This is a genomic window from Nostoc sp. (assembly GCF_036917535.1).
In the GTDB taxonomy this organism is placed as follows: domain Bacteria; phylum Cyanobacteriota; class Cyanobacteriia; order Cyanobacteriales; family Nostocaceae; genus Nostoc.
In genome coordinates, this window is the sequence record NZ_JBALDA010000009.1 from 18,267 (window position 1) to 38,006 (window position 19,740).

Genomic DNA, 19,740 nt, shown 5'->3' on the forward strand with positions numbered 1-19,740 from the left:
GGTTGAAAGCGGTATGTGGAAATTACTTAAACTATGTTAAGTAAGTCAGTAAGGATAAATTAAATTATATATACAACTAAATATTTGAAAATTTGCTCATAATAGCGCTTAAATTAGCAAAAAACAATGATAGTAAAGCAGAAATAGGAGTTAGCCTCGCCTCACTTCAGATTTACTTTATAAATCAACTCTGAATATGGAATACGCTAATCAACTTTAGGCTGATAGTATTACTTTTGACTTGAGTTTGCCATCTTCCATCTGAACGATGCGATCGGCAATGTCTAAAATGCGGTTGTCATGAGTAACCATCAAAATGGTACAGCCTTGTTCTTTTGCCAGTTTTTGCATGAGATTGACTACATCTCGTCCTGATTGACTGTCAAGGGCGGCGGTGGGTTCATCTGCGAGGATTATTTGAGGATGACTGACTAAAGCACGAGCGATCGCAACTCTTTGTTTTTGTCCCCCAGACAGTTGATCGGGATAGTAATACAAATGATTTCCTAATCCTACCTGCTCTAACATCTGGGCTGACCTAGCTTGCATTTTTTTTAACCCAAGATGTTTGTGCAATTCTAAAGCCATTTTGACGTTTTGGAGTGCTGTTAAACTACCATGCAAGTTATGTCCTTGGAAAATATAACCGTTATGGCGTCGTGCTTGCACCAATTCTTCAGCACTAGCACCACAAAGTTCTCGTCCCAACACTTGCAAACTACCAGATTGGGCAGAACGCAACCCACCGACTAAGGTCAACAAGGTAGTCTTTCCAGAAGCAGAGGGCCCAGTCATGATAATAATTTCACCAGCGTTAATCTCTAAGTTGATATTACATAAAACTTGCTTGCGGAGTGAGCCGTGACCAAAGTAGTGGTCGAGATTCTGGATAGAAATGATGGGAAACATATTTTGATTGGATTGGGCATTGAGCATTGGGCATTGGGCATTGTTAAGTATTTCCATGCCCTATGTCCCATGTCCATTTTTTAAAACATATCAGCGGGATCGGTGGCATGGAGTTTGCGAGTGGCGATCGCACCGGAAATTGTACACATAATGACTGTCAGTACTAACACCTGCAATGCCCGAATCGCAGTCATGTACATGGGCAAATTTGTCGCACTACGAGTCAGTTGATAAAGCGCTAAGGACACTCCTAATCCAGGGAAGAAGCCCAGTGCTGCTAAAATCAACGATTCTTCAAGCACCACACTTAGCAAGTAGTAATTGCGATATCCCATTGCTTTGAAGGTGGCGTATTCTCGAACGTGGGCATTAACATCGTTAGAAAGTACTTGATAGACGATGATCACGCCCACTACAAACCCCATTGATACACCTAGACTGAAAATAAACCCAATTGGGGAATTTGTTCTCCAAAAGTTATTTTCAAATTCAATAAATTCGGCGTGGGTTAATACTCTGACATCATCTTTAAGGTAGGCTTTGAGCATTGCTGCTACTTTTTTCGGTTCATAACCTGGTTTTAGAAGAATCAAACCTAGACTGACACTGCTGGACTGTCGCCCAGAAAATAGCCGCAAAAAATTTTGATCGCTGGTAATCAGGTTGCCATCAAAGCCAAAGGAAGCCCCGACTTGGAATAAGCCACTAATGGTAATTGTGCGCCGTTCTATTTCGGTAGTCAGGGTTTTACCTTGTTCAATTTGAGCGATCGCTTTTTGATAATCTCCTCTTGCACCACGATCAAACAACACGGTATCCGGTATTTTGATCGCTTGTAATTGCTGGTTAACATCTGGTAAGTCAAAAGCTGGTTTGTCTGGGTTAAAACCGATAACTAACACCCCTGTTTCACGATGTGTTTGGGGATTCTTCCAAATTGTGTTGTTAAAATACATTGCTTGGGCTGACTTCACTCCTGGTATATCCATTGCTTGGTAAAGTCGCCGCCGAGAAAATATAGACAAGCTTGCTAAGTTACGGGCTTGGGGACTGGTTAAAACAATGTCTGCTTGCAAACTGCGATGTAGTCTAGTGTTACTGTCATACAGCGCAGTCTGAAAACCTAGCTGCATGAACATTAGAAGATCCGCAAAGGCAATGCCTGATAATGCCACTAAAAGACGGCTTTTTTCATGATTCAGTTGCAGCCATCCTAGAGGAGTTCGCCGTTGCAGTTGTTTGAGCAATCCCATCATAAGAAGTGGGGAGTGGGGGGATGAGGGGACAAGGGAGAAAAATTAATAACCAATGACAAATGACAAATTTCACAATTCAATTACTGCTTTAACTTGCATATTGGTTAAGGTGGCTGCTTTTTGGCTGGAAGTTTCATTTAATCGGATGTGAACTTCTACTACTCTGTTGTCAATATTGCTGACGGGATCTGTGTTAATGACATTCTGCCGTCGCACTTGCAAGCCTTTGCGATCTACAATTCCCTGCAATTCAATTGGGAGAGAATCACCAAGTACTTGCACTTGCTGCCCTGAATGCACTTTGCCGATATCGCTTTCGTAGACTTCGGCGATAACATACATCTGGCTGGTTTGTCCAATATCTGCAATACCATCATTTGATACCAATTCCCCAGGATGGGTATGGATCTCAAATACCTGTCCATTTTGGGGCGATCGCACTACAGCCTGTTCGAGATTGACTTTTGCCAGATTCATCGCTGCTAGGGCACGATTAACTTCTGCTTTAGCAGCTACTACATCCACTCCACGCACTTCGGCGATTTCATCAAGTGTTGCTGTGGCTTGTTTAACTTGTTGCTGACCGGTTGATTGGGTACGATTTAACTGTGCTTGGGCTTCTTGCAAGCTTTTTTGGGCGGTTTCCAAGTTTAAACGCTTGCTATCCCGTTGGGAGGCGGAAATTGCGCCTTGTTGATATAGTTGCTGATAGCGTTCGTCTTCTGCTTGGGCGTTACGCACTTCTGCTTGAAATCGCTCAATTGTCGCGGCTTGGGCATTAATATCACCTTGGCGTTCGGCTTCTAGACGAGCGATCGCAGCTTTTTGGGCGGCAATTTCACCCTGTTTAGCACCTGCTTGGATGCGGTTTAGATTTGCCTGGGCTACTTTTACCTGTTCCTGTGCCTCTTTAAATGCCGCTTGTAAGCGATCGCGGCTGTTCAAAATTGCGATCGTCTGTCCTGCCTTTACCCTATCCCCCTCCTTTACCAACAACTTTTCTACCCGACTTCCTTCCGCAGACACCGCAGCAGAAAGTTTAATTACCTTTCCCTGTGGTTCGAGTCGCCCTAAAGCTGTTACTGTTTTTAACTGTGGCAATTGTGTTGCTGGTACTTGTGCCTCTTGATTGGCATAATTTTGCCCACGTTTTACTATATAAAAACTTATGCCGCCAACCAATAAAGATATAGTTATACCTATAACAACGGATGGACGCAGAATAGACTTAGGGAACATTCTGTACCCTAGCTTTGAGTTTCGCACCATAGATTACCTCTTAACTAGTGGCGCAGAAAAAAGAACAGATTAAACTTTTATCCTTACTTGTTTGTTAATTCCTACTTCTTGAGTCAGTTATTGTTGATTTATCACTTCCAAGTCCATAAAATAATTTGGAATTTGTTGAGATTTTACTTAGATAAAGTGATTTAGCTGGTTAGGATAACAACGAATATCTCTACCAAATTAGAGGTTTATGTTTTTAGCAAACTACTTTTGTTTGATGAAAGTACTCAGGTATAGTAAACGGTTTTAAAATTCCGGGTTGTAACAGCGCCAACAATCATAATCAAATTAAGTAAATAACAAAAAATGTTTAGTGTGATTACGAGCAGTGGAAATTTACAGCAGTTTTCATTTGCATGAAGTACTTTCGTTACGGGTTTGGAGGCAGAAGGCAGGAGGCAGGAGGCAGGAGGCAGGAGGCAGGAGGGAAGAGGTAGAAAATCTTTATATCTGATAAATCAGTCCTGGATTTTGTACCTCATTTACTTGCAATCTGCTGTATATCAAATTTTGATGATAATAGCTTTTCCTAATCATGTTAGGTACATCATATTCCCCTCTTTGCTTGCGAGGAGGTTCTTTTACCTTATAAAGATCAAGAACTGCTATAATCCAATTCCAAAATTAAAACGTTAACCAAACCGGATTGGGACACCTGTAGCTTGCAATTCTCACAAATCAAATAGGATTGCTGTATTAATTATGTTTGCTATTGGGAATTATAAAGATAGCGATACAAAACTTTCACAATAGTTTTGACGTATATCTTTTATAGTACAAAAATACTATCAACAATTGTACAGCCATGCAACCTCTTCAGCCAGTTAGCGGATCGGATTTGCAAACATTTTTGTCAGCACCAGAGGAGTTATTGCAACAATCAGTAGCGTTGCAATTAGCTGTTGCTAGTTTCCACCAGACACCGCAAAGTCTTTTAAAGATTCTATCTAGTTAATAGTCCTGATGCACAAGTAGCAGAAGCAGCAAGCTTACACGTAAATTTGGCAGGAGAAATAACAGACAACTGGCAGCAAGTAGTTGATGAAATCCTGCAACAGCGTCAGCTAGGGCAAAACGACTGATTGGCTGTAGAATTACTCAAAATCGGGCCTGTACCTCCTTGCTTTTTCAGTGAATGGGTTCCAGCCGAGAGACTAATTCAAGGGTTGGGAAATTCCCAAATGCCCTTGCGTTATCGGTTGCAATTATTACAACGACTCTCACAGGAACCAAGCCTAGAAGCAAGGTTACAGGTAGCAGAGTCGCCAGAAACGCCGTCAACAATATTGGAACAGTTAGCGGGTGATTTAGAATTACCAGTGCAGTTGGCGGTGAAATTTAATCCTAGTTGTCCACCATCATTAATTGAACTAGTGGAAGGACAGTATGCCCTTGCATTTGACTGGAACACTGATAGCGAACAATTAGCAATGCTGGGGCAGAGTCGCTGGGCGGATCAGGTTGGCTGTGGCGCAAAATCCCTCAGCAACAGCAGAGACGCTGATGCAGTTGGCTGGGGATGCGGTGTACAAAATTCAGTTAGCGGTAGCAAAGAATCCAGAAACACCGGCAGATGTTTTGGCTGTGCTAGCAGAAAATCAAGATAAAGCGATACAAGCAGCTGTGGCAGAACATGGGAATGCAACTGAGGAGATATTGCATCAATTATTTCCAACTCAGCAGGAACTTTTGGAAAGAAAGAAAAATTTACCAACTAGTATTTTAGAGAGGTTTTTTAACGGAGGGAAATTTTACAACATTTGACACAATATCCTAATCCATATATACAGCTAGCCGTTGCTCAAAATTCCCAAACACCTGAAGCCTTGCGAGATATGCTATTACAACAATTAGCAGTAGGCTCAGAGATAGATATTCGGCTTCGACTTGCAAGCAATCCACAAACTCCTATCGCAATTTTAGACAAGCTGGCGGGTGTATCATCTTCGCTCAATACCATAATGGAAATGTTGCACCAAATTGCCCCTGATGCAACACCATCGCTGCTTAATCTTATCAAAACATTTATCGATAATCATCAGTCACCAGAATTAATTATTTTTTGGCTGCAACAGGGTGAAGAATTTCGCAATTCTATCTTAAAAGAATGGGATGATTTAATCGACGCTCTTAATGAATCAGAACAACAAACACTCGCATACTTAGCTAGCCAAAAATCATCAATCAAATGGGAAGGTAAATTTACAGCAGAAAGACGCGATCGCCCAGAAAAAAAATCAGTGCCTAGTGATGCTAGATTAGCAGCAAATTATCAAATGCTAGACGGACTGTTGCATTTATTAAATAGCTCTTACAACAGCGCTCGCAGCAATTTAGAAGTTGTAGCAGCATTATTAGGTAATCCATCTACACCAGCAATTTTACGAAAGCGATTGTGGCAACAATGTCAAAAAAGTCCTGACGAATTTGGCCGCTACTTAGAGGATACTGACCTTCGTATGGCACTAGCTCTTAATCCAAGTGTACCTGAAGCAGAGCGTAATGAATATTTACAACAACTGATTGCGACAAGCAACGACTTACGCGATAAATTAGCCAAAAATCCGGCTACACCTGAATATCTTCTCAGACGAATTGCAGATGAACGCAAAGAGTATTTATGGAGAAGATTGGCGGAAAATCCCAAGACTCCTCCTGATTTATTAATACGGTTTATACATGAAGAAGTTGAAAAAACGGTTTATAGTAATGAAACTATATTTGACATAGTTATTGCTAATCCCAATTTACCTGTTTTGGAACGTTATCGATTATTATTAGGTAAAGAAGAAGCTTAAGAAACCGCCAACGCTAATCAATTAATGGCGCGTCGCACTGATAGTCCTTATGCTTTGGGACAGGTTCTAGAAAAAGGCGATCAAAAAGCTCGTATGATTGCAGCAGGTAGCAATAAAACCCCCATTAATATATTGCAACAATTAGCAAAAGACGCAGATAAAAACTTGCGGCAAGCTGTCTCGCACAATCCCAATTTACCCTTCAATAACTTGCTAGAATTGGCACGAGATAAAAGTGTTAATGTACGCTCAACTCTTACTTACAAAGCATATCATAAGAAAACACCTACACCTATTCAACTATTAGAAATATTAGCACAAGACGAATCTGAACGAATCCGAGCTAGAGTTGCAGAACATCCCGATTCATCTGTTGAAATATTGATGCGGTTAGCCAACGATACCAGCCGTGAAGTCAAAACGAAACTGACTGCTAACCCCAATACTCCTGTGACAATTCTCACTCGCTTGGGCTTAGAAGAAAATCTTGTAAATCAACGCAATCTTAATACACCAGGAATTGTGCTTGCTCAAGCGGTTAAAAGCATGAATGGTAAAAATCTCGCTGATTTTATTAAACATCCTGTCACAGGTTCACAAATGCCTGCTGAAACTTTGTCACAGTTAGCAAGTCACACCGATAGTTCAGTGCGTTATCGAGTCGCATCTCACCCTAATACACCAGCCACCGTTTTAAGACAGTTAGCTAGAGACTCTTATGTAGCTACAGTTCGTGCTGTCGCCAGTAATGCTAATACATTTCCTGAAACTTTAGAAGTGCTAGCTAGTTACCCAGATTTTACAACTCGTTTGGAAGTTGTTCGCAATCCCAACACACCGCCTCGCACACTTGCTGAAATTGTTCTGAGTACCCAAAACTCAGGAAATACGCCAAATCAAACAGTGGATATCCTGAAAAGTGCATTTCCTGGCAATCATAATGATGTGCTGCAATCAATAGCTGGTAATCCTCGCACACCTATAGAAGCATTGGAGATTTTAGCAAGAAGAGAATTTATTGGTACAACACCCGATCACCACTCGATTCTTCCGCCGACAACCGATGATAATATAGTGCGATCGCTTGCATACAACCCCAGCTTAACACCACAACTACTGAGCATTCTTGTCCAAGACCCTTGTGTAGAAGTGCGGGTTTATTTAGTTCGACATCCCAATTTGACAGAGGCGTTGTGGTTGCAGTTAGCGGAAGATGCGGTAATATCCGTACGTGAAGCTGTTGCTGCTACAATTAACGCACCTGTAAGCGTTTTGGAATTACTGGCGCAGGATGAACAAGTAGAGGTGCAAACCAAAGTAGCGACTAACCGCAATACACCAATTACTATTTTACAACTCCTTGCAGGTGATGAAAACTCCAGTGTACGCACTGCTGCGGCTAGCAATTCTGGCGTTGCATAATGGCGGTATGAATTGAGGTGAAACTAGATGGAATGTCCGCGTTGTGGGTCGTCTCATATCCGTAAAAACGGAAAGAAAAGAGGTAAACAGAATCACATTTGCTGTGATTGCGCTCGCCAATTCATTGATCGCTATGAACCACCTCAAGGATACAGTGATCAAGTGAAACGAGAATGCCTGAAAATGTACCTCAATGGCATGGGATTTCGTGGCATCGAACGGGTCAAAGGTGTGCATCACACGACATTGATTACTTGGGTAAAACTTATGGGCGAACTGCTGCCTGATGCCTACCATCCACAGGCAATACCAGAAGTTGGTGAACTCGATGAATTAGAAACGTTCGTCGGCTCAAAAAAAACAAAATTTGGCTTTGGACAGCAGTGAACCACTTCACACAAGGTATTTTAGCGTGGGTTTTGGGCGATCATAGCAGCGAAACTTTCAAACCCTTATGGGATATCGTCAGTACTTGGCAGTGCTATTTCTATGTTACAGATGGATGGTTGGTCTATCCTAGCTTTATTCCAGAGGGCGACCAAATTGTGAGCAAGACTTATATGACGCGGGTTGAGGGGGAAAATACGCGCTTGCGTCACTATCTAGCTCGATTACATCGCAAGACGCTATGTTATTCAAAGTCAGCACAAATGCTGAGATACTCGGTTCGATTATTACTTTACTATCTGAAATTTTGGGATGTTCCAATTCCTCAATGATTCATACCGCTATTATGCAACGCCGCAATTCTAACCTACCTGAAACAATCTTGGCACAACTGGCAAATGATGAAAAAGTCGAAGTCCGTCGTGCAGTTGCTCAAAATCCCAACACCCCTGCACCCATCCGCGAAAGCCTCCGCGATTTGATTTTACAACCCACCACCCGCCAAACCAGTCCCACGTTGCGCGGACTCAACCGCCTCTACAACCCCAGCACTGATGATTTAGTAAGCATACTTGCAGAATACGCAAGTTCAGAAAATGCCTTTGTGCGGTTTGTGACACTCCTACACCCGCTAACTCCCTATGAAGTGCTAACTCAAGGAGCGCAGTCTGCATCCTGGCTGGAACGCTACGCCGTTGCTGATAATTCTGGGACTCCAAGCGTTTTACGCCAGCAACTTGCTCAAGATAGCAACCGAATTGTCCGCGCAGCCGCTAGAGTTTAGTTGTGAATAATTGAGGATGTTGCAGATGGCATACAGTGATTTCACACTTGCCAAAGTTCGAGAGACTTTTCAGCTTGTAATTGATGAAAAGCGCAATCTGTTTAAAGAAGTGTTGCCTATTCAACCTTCAGCCACCTTAATAACGCTCTTAGAAGAATATACTCAACTAGCAACTGCCATCAACACTGAAAAAGCCCGTTCAGAATTACTAATTATGCCAGTTTTAACGGAAGTTAGGCGGCAGTTAAATTATCAAATATCACTGTTTTCTGGAACAGATTTTGATGTAGATAGTAGTAAAGGATTGAATGGATTTTGTGATTTCATTCTCTCTGGTTCTGAAGAACAGTTTTATATTAAAGCGCCTGTCCTGACAATTGTTAAGGCGAAAAATGAAAATATCAAAGGTGGTTTAGGACAATGTATTGCCACTATGGTAGCTGCCCAATTATTCAATCAAAATACTCAACAAGAAGTTAAGACAATCTATGGAGTTGTCACTAGTGGAACAAACTGGCGGTTTTTAATGTTTGAAGGACTAACAACATACATTGATATAGTTGAATACTACATCAATGATGTTGATAAAATTCTTGGCATTCTGTTGCAACCATTTCAATCAGCTTTACTACAAGCATCTTTCTAAATCATTCATTTAATATAGGGAATAGGTGCAAAAGGAAAGTATACTCCTGATGTACGAAAGTATTTGTCAACAAAAAAATAAATTATACCTATTACACCATGCAAACAAAAACAGAGCAAATTCTAGCAACACTACAAGTTATTATTGAACCTAAATCAGGCTTTAATTTACCTGGACATGAAGATGGTGGATATATTTCTCCATTTGTTTGGGAGGTATCCCAAAATGGTGAATTTAATATACTGAATCTTAGCCGTTTTCAAGGCTGGTTAAAACTTACAGATAGCGATGTTACAATTAAGAACTGGCAGGCAATGGAATATGTAAATAAATTTAATGATTTTGCGTTAAATTCAACTGAGAAAATTGCTTGGTTAAATAAAATAGAAAGATTATCTCAAATACTGAGTAAGAGTTTGCAAGACCTGGAATGTTTTAAAGTGAATTTGTGTATAATCCCTAATTTTAAATCAGACACTTCAGCAAAATAACTTATACAATCCGAAATACAAAAACTGCTGAGTACATTAGAAATACTCTGCTCGGATTGATTCTTTGGAAAACCGCAAGCCAAGGTTAATTTAACATTTGGAATTTAATGATTTCTGAAGGTTTTGTTAATCTTAGCAACATAGAACTTGCTTTTAAGCATTGCCCCGACAAAATTCCTATAGCAATCCTATTTGATTTGCGATCTGCTTAAGATGCTGCAACAACAGCACGGTCATTTACTAACTTGCCATCTTCCATATAAACGATGCGATCAGCAATATCTAGAATGCGGTTGTCATGAGTAACTAAGAGAATAGTACAATCCTGTTCTTTAGCTAGTGTTTGCATCAAGTTGACCACATCTCGTCCCGATTTACTGTCAAGGGCGGCGGTAGGTTCATCCGCTAAAACAATTTTAGGATTACTAACTAGAGCACGAGCGATCGCAACTCTTTGTTTTTGTCCCCCAGATAAATCATCAGGATAATAATTCAAGCGGTCTCCTAATCCTACCTCTTCTAACATTAGGGCTGACCGGGTTTTCATTTCTGCCGCCGAAATATTATTATGCACTTCCAAACCCATTCTGACGTTCTGGAGCGCTGTTAAGCTACCGTGCAAGTTGTGAGCTTGGAAAATATAACCGTTATTGCGTCGTACTTGGGTAAGTTGTGCTTTGTTAGCGCCACACAGTTCTTGTTCTAATATCTGCAAACTGCCAGATTGGGCAGAACGCAAGCCGCCGACTAAAGTGAGAAGTGTAGTTTTACCAGAACCAGAAGGCCCAGTCATAATAATAATTTCGCCGGCGTTAATATCCAGGTTGATATCAAAGAGAACTTGCTTGCGGAGTTGACCATGACCAAAATAGTGATCGAGATTTTTCACAGATATTACGGTTTGACTATTCATAAATAGCTTAATTACTAGTAATGCTCGTCATTTGCAAATGACCAATGACCAATGACAAATGACAAATTTAAAACATATCTGCGGGGTCAGCAGACTGTAATTTACGAGTAGCGATCGCCCCCGAAATTACACACATGATCATCGTCAGTGTTAATACCGTCAAGGCCCGTGCTACGGTCATGTAAACTGGCAAATTGGTGGCATTACGAGTTAAATGATAAAGTCCTAAAGGTGCGATCGCTCCTGGGATAAAGCCTAAAATTGCCAAAATTATCGCCTCTTCAAACACCACACCTAATAAATAGAGATTGTTATACCCCATTGCTTTGAAAGTGGCGTATTCTTTGATATGAGAATTCACATCTGTAGAAAGAACTTGATAGACGATAATCACGCCCACCAAAAACCCCATTGCTACACCCAGGCTGAAGATAAACCCGATTGCTGTATTTGTTTTCCAGTAATTTATTTCAAATTCGAGAAATTCTGCTTTGGTTAAAACTTTAACATCATTATCTAAATGAGATTTTAAAGCTGCTTTCATCTGTTTTGGGTCATAGCCTGGTTGCAGCTGCACCAAACCTAGACTGACACTGCTCGCTTCTTGTCTAGGAAATAGTCGCAGAAAGTTCTGGTCGCTGGTGATTAAAGTACCATCGGCTATGAAAGAAGCCCCGACTGAAAATAAGCCGCTAACGGTAATTGTCCGTCGTTCTATTTCGGTTGTGACAGTTTTACCTTGTTCAATTTTGGCGATCGCTTCGTTGTAATATCCTCTAGAAGCGCGATCAAACAGAACGGTATCTGGTAACTTAATAGCATCTATTTGGCGATTCACATCCGCTAAGTTCAACACTTGCTGATCGGGATTGAACCCCATAACTAATATTGTCGTTTTCTGATGTGTTTGGGGATTTTTCCAATCAACAATGTTGACATACATTCCTTCTGCCGACTTTACACCTGGTATATCCATTGCTTGATATAGCCGCCGCCGCGTAAAGCTAGACATATATGCTAAGTTACGTGCTTGGGGGCTGATGACAAACATATCAGCCTGCATACTCCGATGCAGCATTGTGTTGCTTTCAAACAAGGCAGTCTGAAACCCTAGCTGCATGAACATCAGAACATCGGCAAAGGCAATACCTGACAATGCCACCAAAAGACGACCTTTTTCATGACTCAGTTGCAGCCATCCTAAAGGCGTTCGCCGCCGCAGCTGCTGGATAAATCCAATCACAATTCAATCACCGCCTTGACTTGTAAATTAGTTAAGTTAGAAGCATTTTTGCTGGATAGTTTATTTAGTTGCACATGCACTTCCACTACTCTGGCATCAATATTGCTAGAAGGATCGGCGTTGATCAGATTTTGCCGCTTTACCTGCATACCAATCCAATCCACTCTTCCCTCTAATTCATTGCGGAGAGAATCACTGCTTACCAGCACTGGTTGTCCCGGACGCACTCTCTTGATATCACTTTGGTAGACTTCTACTACTGCATACATCTGGTCGGTTTGACCTAAAGCCACAATTCCTTCATTGCCAACAGTTTCTCCGGCTCGGGTATTAATCTCCAAAATTCGACCGGCTTTAGGAGCCAGAACGTATGCCTGTGCCAGTTCTGCTCTAATTTTCTCCACAGTGGCTTGAGCACTGTCTATCTCTGCTTGTGCATTTGCTATATCTGTGGGACGAACTTCAGTGGTTTGATTTAGGTTAGCTTTTGCTTCGTTAATCTGCTGTTGCAAGCTGGCGAGGGTTTGATTTTGGTTAGCTTTTGCTTCGTTGAGCTGCTGTTGTAGGGTCGCTACAGTTCTTGTCTGGGTGGCTTGGCTTTCAATTAAGGCTTGAGTAGAAGTTTCCGCGCTTAGGCGTCTTTTATCAACTTCTTCGCTAGAAATTGCTCCTGCTTTGTATAAAGTCTCGTAGCGCTGCACGTCAGCTTGGGCATTACCTTTCTCGGCTGCGACGCGAGCCACTGTTGCTTGCAAGCTGCGTTGTTGCCCAAGGAGTTCTGCTTCTAGACGATTAATTGTAGCTTGCTGAGTTTTAATGTTTCCTTGTAGTTCTACTTGTACACGATTCACTGTAGCTTGACGCGCTCCAATTTCTCCCTGTTTGGCTCCAGCTTTTACCTGGTTAAGGCGGGATTTGGCAACTTGAACTTGTTTTTGTGCTTCAGCCAAAGTCGCTTGTAAGCGATCGCGGTTGTCCATAATCGCAACTACCTGCCCAGCTTTGACCTGATCGCCTTCTTTCACCAATAGTTGCTCTACCCGATTTCCTTCACCTATTGAAGAAGGTGCTGACAGTTTTATTACCTCTCCCTTTGGTTCCAACCGCCCCAATGCTGTTACTGTTTTTACCACAGGCTGAACTGCTACTGGTGCTTTTTGCTTTTCATTACCTGTAGCCTGAAGCTTCATTACTGTATAAACACTGAACCCACCTATGGCAAAAGATGCAATCATTGCAAGTAGAAGAGGCGATCGCAAAAGATTCTGAGAAGACCTTAAACCCTCTGAATTCCTGTATTGCTCCATACTATTTTCCCCTGACCACCAGTAGCAACTTGTACTAAACTGTACAGTTCAATTTATGCTAAACTAAACGGACTAGTTTAGTCAACATAATATAACTAAACTTGTTAATCAATTTGCTCGGCATTATGCAGCGGAATGCTATTTTTTATTGGAATTGATTGTTTACTACAAGAAAGTAGAACAGAGGAAAGCTGATAAAAGAGGCTGTTGAGCTTTATCGAAGGGTAAATAAGTTGGCACAATTAAACTAAACTATGTGAAGAAAAATAAACTACACTAAAACCCCCTTTCTGCCTTATTTCAACGACAAATTTTGATGCCGACCTACCTATGTTTATTTTCGCAATTTTGTACTGGGGCATTTTGCAGCATCTATTAATATTGTTTATAAGAAAGGATAATTAATAAATGATACGTATCAAAGCTGACGAAGTGGATCGAGACAATTCCGTTGATAAAGTGGAGCAAATTCTGCAAGGGGCAATGCAAGAATTCCTTCAACATGGTTATGCTGGTACAAGTATGGATCGGGTAGCAGTAGCAGCAGGTGTTTCTAAAGCGACAGTCTACAGCCACTTTCAAGATAAAGAAGGACTTTTTAAAGTACTGTTAGAGCAACTGACAAGCAAAAAGAACAGCTCCATTTTTGGTACAGAACCGATTGAGGGAGAACCAGTTGCCATACTGCACCAGATAGCAACCAAAGCATTAGAGCAAATGCTTAACGACAAAGAACATAGTGCTTTTATGCGAGTACTAATTGGGGAATCTGGGCGTTTTCCTGAGTTAGCTCAAATTTGTGTTCAAGCGATGATTAAGCCAGTAGCCCAAACTCTCACTCAATACTTGGCGGCTCCTGAATTAAACATACCTGACCCAGAGGCAACAGCGAGAATTCTCTTAGGAGCATTGGTGCATTTTCATCTTACTCAAAATGTGATGCATGGCAAGAACATTGTACCAATGGAAAGCGATCGCCTAATTAATGCCTGGACACACCTAATCGCTAAATGTGCTGATTAATTGGTTATATCCCGGTGCGTGGCGCTTGTCTGGTCGGAAAGTCAAATTTAGCTTGAGTAACAGTTGACTGTTTTTTCCATAGAAGCTACAGTGCTGTCCTTGGCTTTTTTCGTTCCTTACAAGCTGCCACAAATACATTCTCTAGCGATCGCCAGATAACTAGGCAGGAATGACTTGAATAACTAGGGCGCGTTTATCCAGTGACTGGATTTTACCTACTTGACTGAGATCGTTTGCAATTCGGTCTAGCATCTCTCCCGCTTTGTCACGATATTGATGTTCTCGGCCTCGTAAACGAATGGCAAACTTGACAGAATCGCCTTTACTCAACCACTGACCTGCTTGTTCGATGCGTAAATTGTAATCAGCTACACCCACATTTAGACCGAATCGAACTTCCTTTACCGTGGGTCTAGAACTTTGGCTTTGACGTTTTTTCTTTTGATACTGAAGCTTGCCATAGTTGAGAATCTTCGCGATTGGAGCGTCTTTACCTTGGGAGACTACAACTAAGTCAAGCTCTAAGCTTTCGGCTAGCTGTAACGCCTCATTGGTATCGATCAGACCACGATTGTTATTCTCATGGTCAATCAAGAAGACGCTAGGTGATTTGATTTGTGAATTAATCAGTTGCTTTTGGATTGCGATAATGAATTTCTCCCATTTGTTCAATACTTTGCTTTACAAGCAGGTAATGCCAATTTAACACAACACAGTGCCTGGCTTTGTGCCCAACCCCAATACTAACCCCGAACCAATCCTAAATGGACGGCAACACAGAGCCAAACCTGGAGATGATAAGTGTCCGGCTCGTACTCCTAAATCTTTACCACAGACATCGGCTAAACGTAAAGCAGCGCCACCTGCCACCAATGGCGAGAAACCTAGCGCTCGTTCATCGGCATCGCGCCGTTGTGCTAAACGCAGAGACTTTTAATCCAATACGCTGTAATATCTGTCACATACAGTTGTCGGAATGCAGTTAGCAATGTCATAAAGAAAAGGTGAAGGTTAACCTGTAGGGTATAACTTACCTTAAAGTTGCTTGACCTATAGCTTCGATGGATCGGATCACACTCATGACTGAACTCATGCTACGCCTACAAGAAGGAGATACCGAGACAACAATTGCAGTTGACCAAGATGTATTTACGATTGGTCGTTTGCCGGAATGTAACTTGTACTTACCTTTTGGTGGAGTATCCCGCAACCATGCTCGCTTGGTAAAAACGGCTGACGGTGTGTGGACTATTGAGGATCTGGGCAGCAAAAACGGGACGCAAGTTAATAAATATCTTGTTAACTATCCCCAAGAGTTACATCACGGCGATATCGTTTGGCTGGGCAATATCAGCCTAGTTGTACTGCTTACAACCCCTGTTTCTCAACCAACACCTGAGTATCCCGAAATTTCGGACATTAATGAGCAAAGAACAATCCTTCATAATGTTGAACAACTACAACAGCAATGGATTGCACCTGATAGTAAAGATGGCGACATCAATAATAAGGATAAAACCATTGCCCGTCTCAAAGACTTAGTGGACATAGCAAAAAATCTCTGTGCAGCCGCGTCTATAGAAGAGATTTTTTCTCAGGTGCAGCAAGTAGTTTTTCGTTACCTTGATAGTATTGATCGCTTGGCATTATTAATTGATGTCAATGGTCGCGGTCAGTTGGAATTAATGAATGCTGCCACTAGAAACGTTTCCCAACAGAAACATCTCCCCTCTGATGGTAGTTGGATTAGTCGTAGTATCTGTCAAAAGGTCTTTGACGAAAAAGTAGTCATTCAAACTGCTGATACTCATCAGGATGAACGGTTTGCTAGCGAACAGAGTATTTTAGTCAAAGGCATTCGCAGCGCGATGGCAGTGCCTTTATGGGATGAAAATAAAGTTGTGGGCGTACTGTATGCCGATGCCAATCTTTCTTCTTACCATTGGGCAAATGAAGGCGAGGAAGAATTAAGTTTTTTTTCAGCTTTAGCAAACCTTGTAGCTTCTAGCGTGCAGCGTTGGCTATTAGTAGAGAAACTCAAAACTGAAGAGATGATTCGTCACCGACTAGAACGCTATCATTCTCCAGCAGTTGTACAGCAGTTGATATCTATAGGCGGATTACCGAGTGGTCGTTTAGCTCCCACCGAAAGCGAAATCAGTATTTTGTTTGCTGATTTAGTTGGCTTTACGGCAATTTCTGAAAGGTTAACACCAACTGCGATCGCTCAACTATTAAATAATTTATTTGAAGAAATGCTAAAAGAAGTGTTTGCTTGCGGCGGCACTTTAGATAAATATATTGGCGATTGTATTATGGCATTTTTTGGCGCTCCAGAACCGCAAGCAGATCATGCCGATCGCGCTGTTACTGCTGCCAAAGGAATGCTTACTCGTCTCGAACATCTTAATTCCAATGGTTTTTGGCACGAACCCCTGCAATTACGTATTGCAATTAATAGCGGTAAAGCTGTGGTGGGAGATGTCGGTAGTTCCCAAAGGGTAGATTATACGGCATTAGGCGCGACGATTAATCTTGCTGCTCGGATGGAAGCAGTTTGTCCCCCTAGTGAATGCGTGATTAGTGAAGCCACCCATACAATGCTTTCCCAACCCTCAGACTTCCAAGAAATGGGAGATTATCGTTTCAAAGGTATTGAGCGATTAGTTAAAGTTTATCAAACAAAATTGCAGCCAGTGCCAACAATCATTGCTCCAATCATTAATTTTTAGGGATTGGGCATAATGGGGAATAAAAAATCACTAATTATGAATTACCTTAAAGGCTTCCAAATAAAAAATATCTAACTATCCTGGTTAGGATAAATCTGCTATACATAGCTGTGACAGCCTCTCTCTATGAAAAGTTGAATAGTTTCATGCTCAATTTAGCTGACTGTGCCAGCGCGAAAAATTTGCTCTGCGGTCAAATTAAACTCTGGAAATGTTGGCGACTGGATACGGTCATCTCCTCGAAACTTACTAACGCGATACTCACCTTCTTCTAAACAGCAAACCAAAATAGTAGGTTGTTTGGGCTTGCCAATAAATTCTCTACCGCCTAATGCAGCATAATCAATAATCCAGTATTCAGGAATTCCCATTTGTTCATAGTCGGCGTATTTTTTTAGATAATCATCACGCCAATTAGTACTTACTACCTCAACCACTAAAGAAATAGATGCTGCTTGAGTAACAGTTGATTCTTTTTTCCACTGAGGTTCATTAATTAAATTAGGAAGATTTAGGAGTAGCACATCTGGCGAGTAAGCTGATTCGTTTTCAAGTGGTTTAACTAATACTGTTTTTGGTATACCATAGGGCAGACTGAGGCGACTATATTCTAAAGTAATTTTTGTAGATAAAAATACAACAACCTCTTCATGGCCGCCTGTTGGTTGGGGCATTTCGACTACCACTCCGTCATATAGTTCGTAACGTTTAAGAGTGTTATCTGGATATTTAGCAACGAATTCATCAAATGTAACTAGTTTGCGTAAAGCTTGAGTCATAGCTTAATTCCTCTATGGCTTGCATGGTTGAGAATTGAAATGCTGCAATTGTCTGAATTCTAGCAACTCTACTTGCATTTATTTTATCACTATTAATACTTATTGATTGGTATATTTTATTTCTAAAATAATTGCAAAATTGTAATATTCAGCAACCAATTCTGGGTTATAAGACTAGAATTTGGGTGGTAGCTTCCAGAATTGATCTGTGTAACACTAAGAAGCCTAACAAAGCTATTTTTTAACGGGAGGTCAGGTAATGGCGATCGCCACCATTAATCCCGCCACTGGGGAGACGCTCAAAACCTTTGAGGCGCTCAATGATGCAGAAATCAACGCTAAACTCGATTTGGCTAATCAGGCTTTTGAACACTATCGCCAGACTAGTTTCTCTGAGCGAGCGCAGTGGCTGCAAAAGGCTGCTGATATTTTAGAGCAAGATAAAGCAGAATTTGCTAAGTCGATGACTCTAGAAATGGGTAAACCATTTAAAGCTGCGATCGCAGAAGTCGAAAAATGCGCCCTCGTCTGTCGCTACTATGCCGAACACGCCCCTGATTTTCTTGCTGATGTCAGTATAAAAACTGATGCCAGCCAAAGTTTTGTACGTTATCAACCAATGGGTGCAATTCTCGCGGTGATGCCGTGGAATTTTCCTTTTTGGCAAGTTTTTCGCTTTGCGGCACCAGCCCTGATGGCGGGAAATGTCGGCTTACTCAAACATGCTTCCAACGTGCCGCAGTGCGCCTTGGCAATTGAAGATATTATCCGACGGGCAGGTTTTCCTGAAGGTGCTTTTCAAACTCTATTAATAGACGCTGCCAAAGTTGCCGATTTGATGGCTGATGACCGCGTAAAAGCTGCTACCTTGACCGGAAGCGAACCAGCCGGCGCATCCCTCGCCGTCGCTGCCGGCAAACAAATTAAAAAAACAGTTTTGGAATTAGGAGGAAGTGACCCATTTATTGTGTTAGAAAGTGCTGACTTAGAGACAGCAGTTGTCACAGCTACTACAGCGCGGATGTTAAATAACGGGCAATCATGTATTGCAGCGAAACGTTTTATTGTCACAGAAGCGATCGCAGACAAATTTGAAAAATTGCTTTTAGAAAAATTTGAGGCGCTGAAAGTAGGCGATCCTATGCAACCAGATACCGATTTAGGCCCACTAGCAACACCTGGGATTCTCCAGGATTTAGACCAACAAGTGGAAGGTGCTATTAGCAGCGGTGGTAAAGTGATCATCGGCGGACATCCTTTATCAGATCGTCCAGGAAACTTTTATCCGCCAACGATTATCATAGATATCCCCCCTAACACACCAATTGCCAAAGAAGAATTCTTCGGCCCAGTAGCCTTGTTATTCCGGGTTCCAGATATCGATGCTGCCATTAAACTCGCCAATGACTCACCCTTTGGCTTAGGTGCAAGTGCTTGGACAACCAACGACCAAGAGAGCGATCGCTTGGTTGAAGAAATCGAAGCAGGTGCCGTGTTTATCAATGGTATGGTCAAATCCGATCCTCGGTTGCCCTTTGGTGGCATCAAGCGTTCTGGATATGGCAGAGAATTGAGTATCCAAGGTATACATGAGTTTGTCAATGTTAAAACTGTGTGGGTGAAGTGATTAGTCATTAGTCATTAGTCATTGGTCATTGGTCATTAGTTAAAGAACAAAAGACAAATGACAAAGCGCAAAGTCTGAGCCAAGGCTTCCTTGGATCAGAACTTTGTAAGAGAGGACAAAAGTCTTATTCGTTAAT

The 19,740-nt window shown here is 41.7% G+C and carries 21 protein-coding genes; 13 read left to right on the forward strand and 8 right to left on the reverse strand.

Annotation, left to right across the window (positions count from 1 at the left end; genetic code table 11):
* Positions 1-216 precede the first annotated feature (216 nt).
* The 3 genes from V7K56_RS02300 to V7K56_RS02310 form a co-directional block, all read right to left on the reverse strand.
* On the reverse strand, positions 217-909 hold the full coding sequence (locus V7K56_RS02300) for a DevA family ABC transporter ATP-binding protein (protein ID WP_334907297.1): 693 nt from the start codon (positions 907-909) through the stop codon (positions 217-219).
* Positions 910-989: 80 nt separating this feature from the next.
* Positions 990-2,162, reverse strand: a complete 1,173-nt coding sequence (gene devC / locus V7K56_RS02305; protein WP_334907299.1) for an ABC transporter permease DevC — start codon at positions 2,160-2,162, stop codon at positions 990-992.
* Positions 2,163-2,234: 72 nt separating this feature from the next.
* The gene (locus tag V7K56_RS02310) at positions 2,235-3,431 is read right to left on the reverse strand and encodes an ABC exporter membrane fusion protein (protein WP_334907301.1); all 1,197 of its coding nucleotides are present in this window, start codon (positions 3,429-3,431) and stop codon (positions 2,235-2,237) included.
* 826 nt (positions 3,432-4,257) lie between these two features.
* Here V7K56_RS02310 and V7K56_RS02315 point away from each other — a divergent pair.
* The 9 genes from V7K56_RS02315 (at position 4,258) to V7K56_RS02355 (ending at position 9,980) form a co-directional block, all read left to right on the forward strand.
* On the forward strand, positions 4,258-4,407 hold the full coding sequence (locus tag V7K56_RS02315) for a hypothetical protein (RefSeq protein ID WP_334907197.1): 150 nt from the start codon (positions 4,258-4,260) through the stop codon (positions 4,405-4,407).
* Between the two features lie 127 nt (positions 4,408-4,534).
* Complete coding sequence (locus tag V7K56_RS02320) at positions 4,535-5,059, forward strand: hypothetical protein (protein WP_334907199.1); 525 nt, start codon at positions 4,535-4,537, stop codon at positions 5,057-5,059.
* Positions 4,956-5,216 (forward strand): hypothetical protein, encoded by a 261-nt coding sequence (locus V7K56_RS02325; protein WP_442939902.1) that lies wholly within the window; start codon positions 4,956-4,958, stop codon positions 5,214-5,216. Before V7K56_RS02320 ends, V7K56_RS02325 begins: the two co-directional genes overlap by 104 nt.
* On the forward strand, positions 5,213-6,250 hold the full coding sequence (locus tag V7K56_RS02330; protein ID WP_334907203.1) for a variant leucine-rich repeat-containing protein: 1,038 nt from the start codon (positions 5,213-5,215) through the stop codon (positions 6,248-6,250). Before V7K56_RS02325 ends, V7K56_RS02330 begins: the two co-directional genes overlap by 4 nt.
* Positions 6,251-6,274: 24 nt before the next feature.
* Entirely contained in the window at positions 6,275-7,672 is a 1,398-nt protein-coding gene (locus V7K56_RS02335; protein ID WP_334907205.1) for a hypothetical protein, read from the forward strand.
* 27 nt (positions 7,673-7,699) lie between these two features.
* A protein-coding gene (locus tag V7K56_RS02340; RefSeq protein ID WP_334907207.1) for an IS1 family transposase occupies positions 7,700-8,391 on the forward strand; the annotation gives its coding sequence in 2 pieces (ribosomal slippage) (positions 7,700-8,024 and positions 8,024-8,391; 693 coding nt in all).
* Positions 8,388-8,843, forward strand: a complete 456-nt coding sequence (locus V7K56_RS02345) for a hypothetical protein (RefSeq protein ID WP_334907209.1) — start codon at positions 8,388-8,390, stop codon at positions 8,841-8,843. The genes V7K56_RS02340 and V7K56_RS02345 overlap by 4 nt, the downstream gene beginning before the upstream one ends.
* A gap of 25 nt (positions 8,844-8,868) precedes the next feature.
* Complete coding sequence (locus V7K56_RS02350) at positions 8,869-9,489, forward strand: hypothetical protein (protein WP_334907211.1); 621 nt, start codon at positions 8,869-8,871, stop codon at positions 9,487-9,489.
* Positions 9,490-9,587: 98 nt separating this feature from the next.
* Positions 9,588-9,980: a hypothetical protein gene (locus V7K56_RS02355; protein WP_334907213.1), complete on the forward strand. Its 393-nt coding sequence runs from the start codon at positions 9,588-9,590 to the stop codon at positions 9,978-9,980.
* A 208-nt stretch (positions 9,981-10,188) separates the two neighbouring features.
* On the opposite strand, the gene V7K56_RS02360 is transcribed toward V7K56_RS02355, so the two are convergent.
* The 3 genes from V7K56_RS02360 to V7K56_RS02370 all read right to left on the reverse strand — a co-directional run bounded on the left by V7K56_RS02360 (position 10,189) and on the right by V7K56_RS02370 (position 13,443).
* Positions 10,189-10,893, reverse strand: a complete 705-nt coding sequence (locus tag V7K56_RS02360; protein WP_334907215.1) for a DevA family ABC transporter ATP-binding protein — start codon at positions 10,891-10,893, stop codon at positions 10,189-10,191.
* Between the two features lie 67 nt (positions 10,894-10,960).
* Positions 10,961-12,136 (reverse strand): ABC transporter permease DevC, encoded by a 1,176-nt coding sequence (devC, locus tag V7K56_RS02365; RefSeq protein ID WP_334907217.1) that lies wholly within the window; start codon positions 12,134-12,136, stop codon positions 10,961-10,963.
* Positions 12,133-13,443 (reverse strand): HlyD family efflux transporter periplasmic adaptor subunit, encoded by a 1,311-nt coding sequence (locus tag V7K56_RS02370; RefSeq protein ID WP_334907219.1) that lies wholly within the window; start codon positions 13,441-13,443, stop codon positions 12,133-12,135. The genes devC (V7K56_RS02365) and V7K56_RS02370 overlap by 4 nt, the downstream gene beginning before the upstream one ends.
* A gap of 408 nt (positions 13,444-13,851) precedes the next feature.
* On the opposite strand from V7K56_RS02370, the gene V7K56_RS02375 reads away from it, so the two are divergent.
* Positions 13,852-14,466 (forward strand): TetR/AcrR family transcriptional regulator, encoded by a 615-nt coding sequence (locus tag V7K56_RS02375; protein WP_334907221.1) that lies wholly within the window; start codon positions 13,852-13,854, stop codon positions 14,464-14,466.
* A gap of 159 nt (positions 14,467-14,625) precedes the next feature.
* On the opposite strand, the gene infC is transcribed toward V7K56_RS02375, so the two are convergent.
* Positions 14,626-15,138 carry a translation initiation factor IF-3 gene (gene infC, locus V7K56_RS02380; protein ID WP_334907223.1) on the reverse strand — a complete coding sequence of 171 codons (513 nt, stop codon included), beginning with the start codon at positions 15,136-15,138 and terminating at the stop codon, positions 14,626-14,628.
* A gap of 43 nt (positions 15,139-15,181) precedes the next feature.
* Here infC and V7K56_RS02385 point away from each other — a divergent pair, with 43 nt between their 5' ends.
* Both V7K56_RS02385 and V7K56_RS02390 read left to right on the forward strand, forming a co-directional pair.
* A complete protein-coding gene (locus V7K56_RS02385; protein ID WP_334907225.1) occupies positions 15,182-15,403 on the forward strand; it encodes a hypothetical protein in 222 nt (73 codons plus the stop codon).
* A 142-nt stretch (positions 15,404-15,545) separates the two neighbouring features.
* The gene (locus tag V7K56_RS02390; RefSeq protein WP_334907226.1) at positions 15,546-17,198 is read left to right on the forward strand and encodes an adenylate/guanylate cyclase domain-containing protein; all 1,653 of its coding nucleotides are present in this window, start codon (positions 15,546-15,548) and stop codon (positions 17,196-17,198) included.
* 155 nt (positions 17,199-17,353) lie between these two features.
* Here V7K56_RS02390 and V7K56_RS02395 read toward each other — a convergent pair whose 3' ends face one another.
* Positions 17,354-17,977, reverse strand: a complete 624-nt coding sequence (locus tag V7K56_RS02395) for a Uma2 family endonuclease (RefSeq protein ID WP_334907228.1) — start codon at positions 17,975-17,977, stop codon at positions 17,354-17,356.
* Between the two features lie 259 nt (positions 17,978-18,236).
* Between V7K56_RS02395 and V7K56_RS02400 the strand changes: the two genes are divergently transcribed.
* Positions 18,237-19,604: an NAD-dependent succinate-semialdehyde dehydrogenase gene (locus tag V7K56_RS02400; RefSeq protein ID WP_334907230.1), complete on the forward strand. Its 1,368-nt coding sequence runs from the start codon at positions 18,237-18,239 to the stop codon at positions 19,602-19,604.
* Positions 19,605-19,740 lie beyond the last annotated feature (136 nt).

Coding starts and splice junctions, on each gene's coding strand:
- V7K56_RS02400 (WP_334907230.1), top strand. CDS start 18,237: ATGGCGATCGCCACCATTAATCCCGCCACTGGGGAGACGCTCAAAACC.
- V7K56_RS02350 (WP_334907211.1), top strand. CDS start 8,869: ATGGCATACAGTGATTTCACACTTGCCAAAGTTCGAGAGACTTTTCAG.
- V7K56_RS02370 (WP_334907219.1), bottom strand. CDS start 13,443: ATGGAGCAATACAGGAATTCAGAGGGTTTAAGGTCTTCTCAGAATCTT.
- V7K56_RS02335 (WP_334907205.1), top strand. CDS start 6,275: ATGGCGCGTCGCACTGATAGTCCTTATGCTTTGGGACAGGTTCTAGAA.
- V7K56_RS02395 (WP_334907228.1), bottom strand. CDS start 17,977: ATGACTCAAGCTTTACGCAAACTAGTTACATTTGATGAATTCGTTGCT.
- V7K56_RS02345 (WP_334907209.1), top strand. CDS start 8,388: ATGATTCATACCGCTATTATGCAACGCCGCAATTCTAACCTACCTGAA.
- V7K56_RS02315 (WP_334907197.1), top strand. CDS start 4,258: ATGCAACCTCTTCAGCCAGTTAGCGGATCGGATTTGCAAACATTTTTG.
- V7K56_RS02325 (WP_442939902.1), top strand. CDS start 4,956: ATGCAGTTGGCTGGGGATGCGGTGTACAAAATTCAGTTAGCGGTAGCA.
- V7K56_RS02375 (WP_334907221.1), top strand. CDS start 13,852: ATGATACGTATCAAAGCTGACGAAGTGGATCGAGACAATTCCGTTGAT.
- V7K56_RS02390 (WP_334907226.1), top strand. CDS start 15,546: ATGACTGAACTCATGCTACGCCTACAAGAAGGAGATACCGAGACAACA.
- V7K56_RS02300 (WP_334907297.1), bottom strand. CDS start 909: ATGTTTCCCATCATTTCTATCCAGAATCTCGACCACTACTTTGGTCAC.
- V7K56_RS02360 (WP_334907215.1), bottom strand. CDS start 10,893: ATGAATAGTCAAACCGTAATATCTGTGAAAAATCTCGATCACTATTTT.
- devC (WP_334907299.1), bottom strand. CDS start 2,162: ATGGGATTGCTCAAACAACTGCAACGGCGAACTCCTCTAGGATGGCTG.
- V7K56_RS02355 (WP_334907213.1), top strand. CDS start 9,588: ATGCAAACAAAAACAGAGCAAATTCTAGCAACACTACAAGTTATTATT.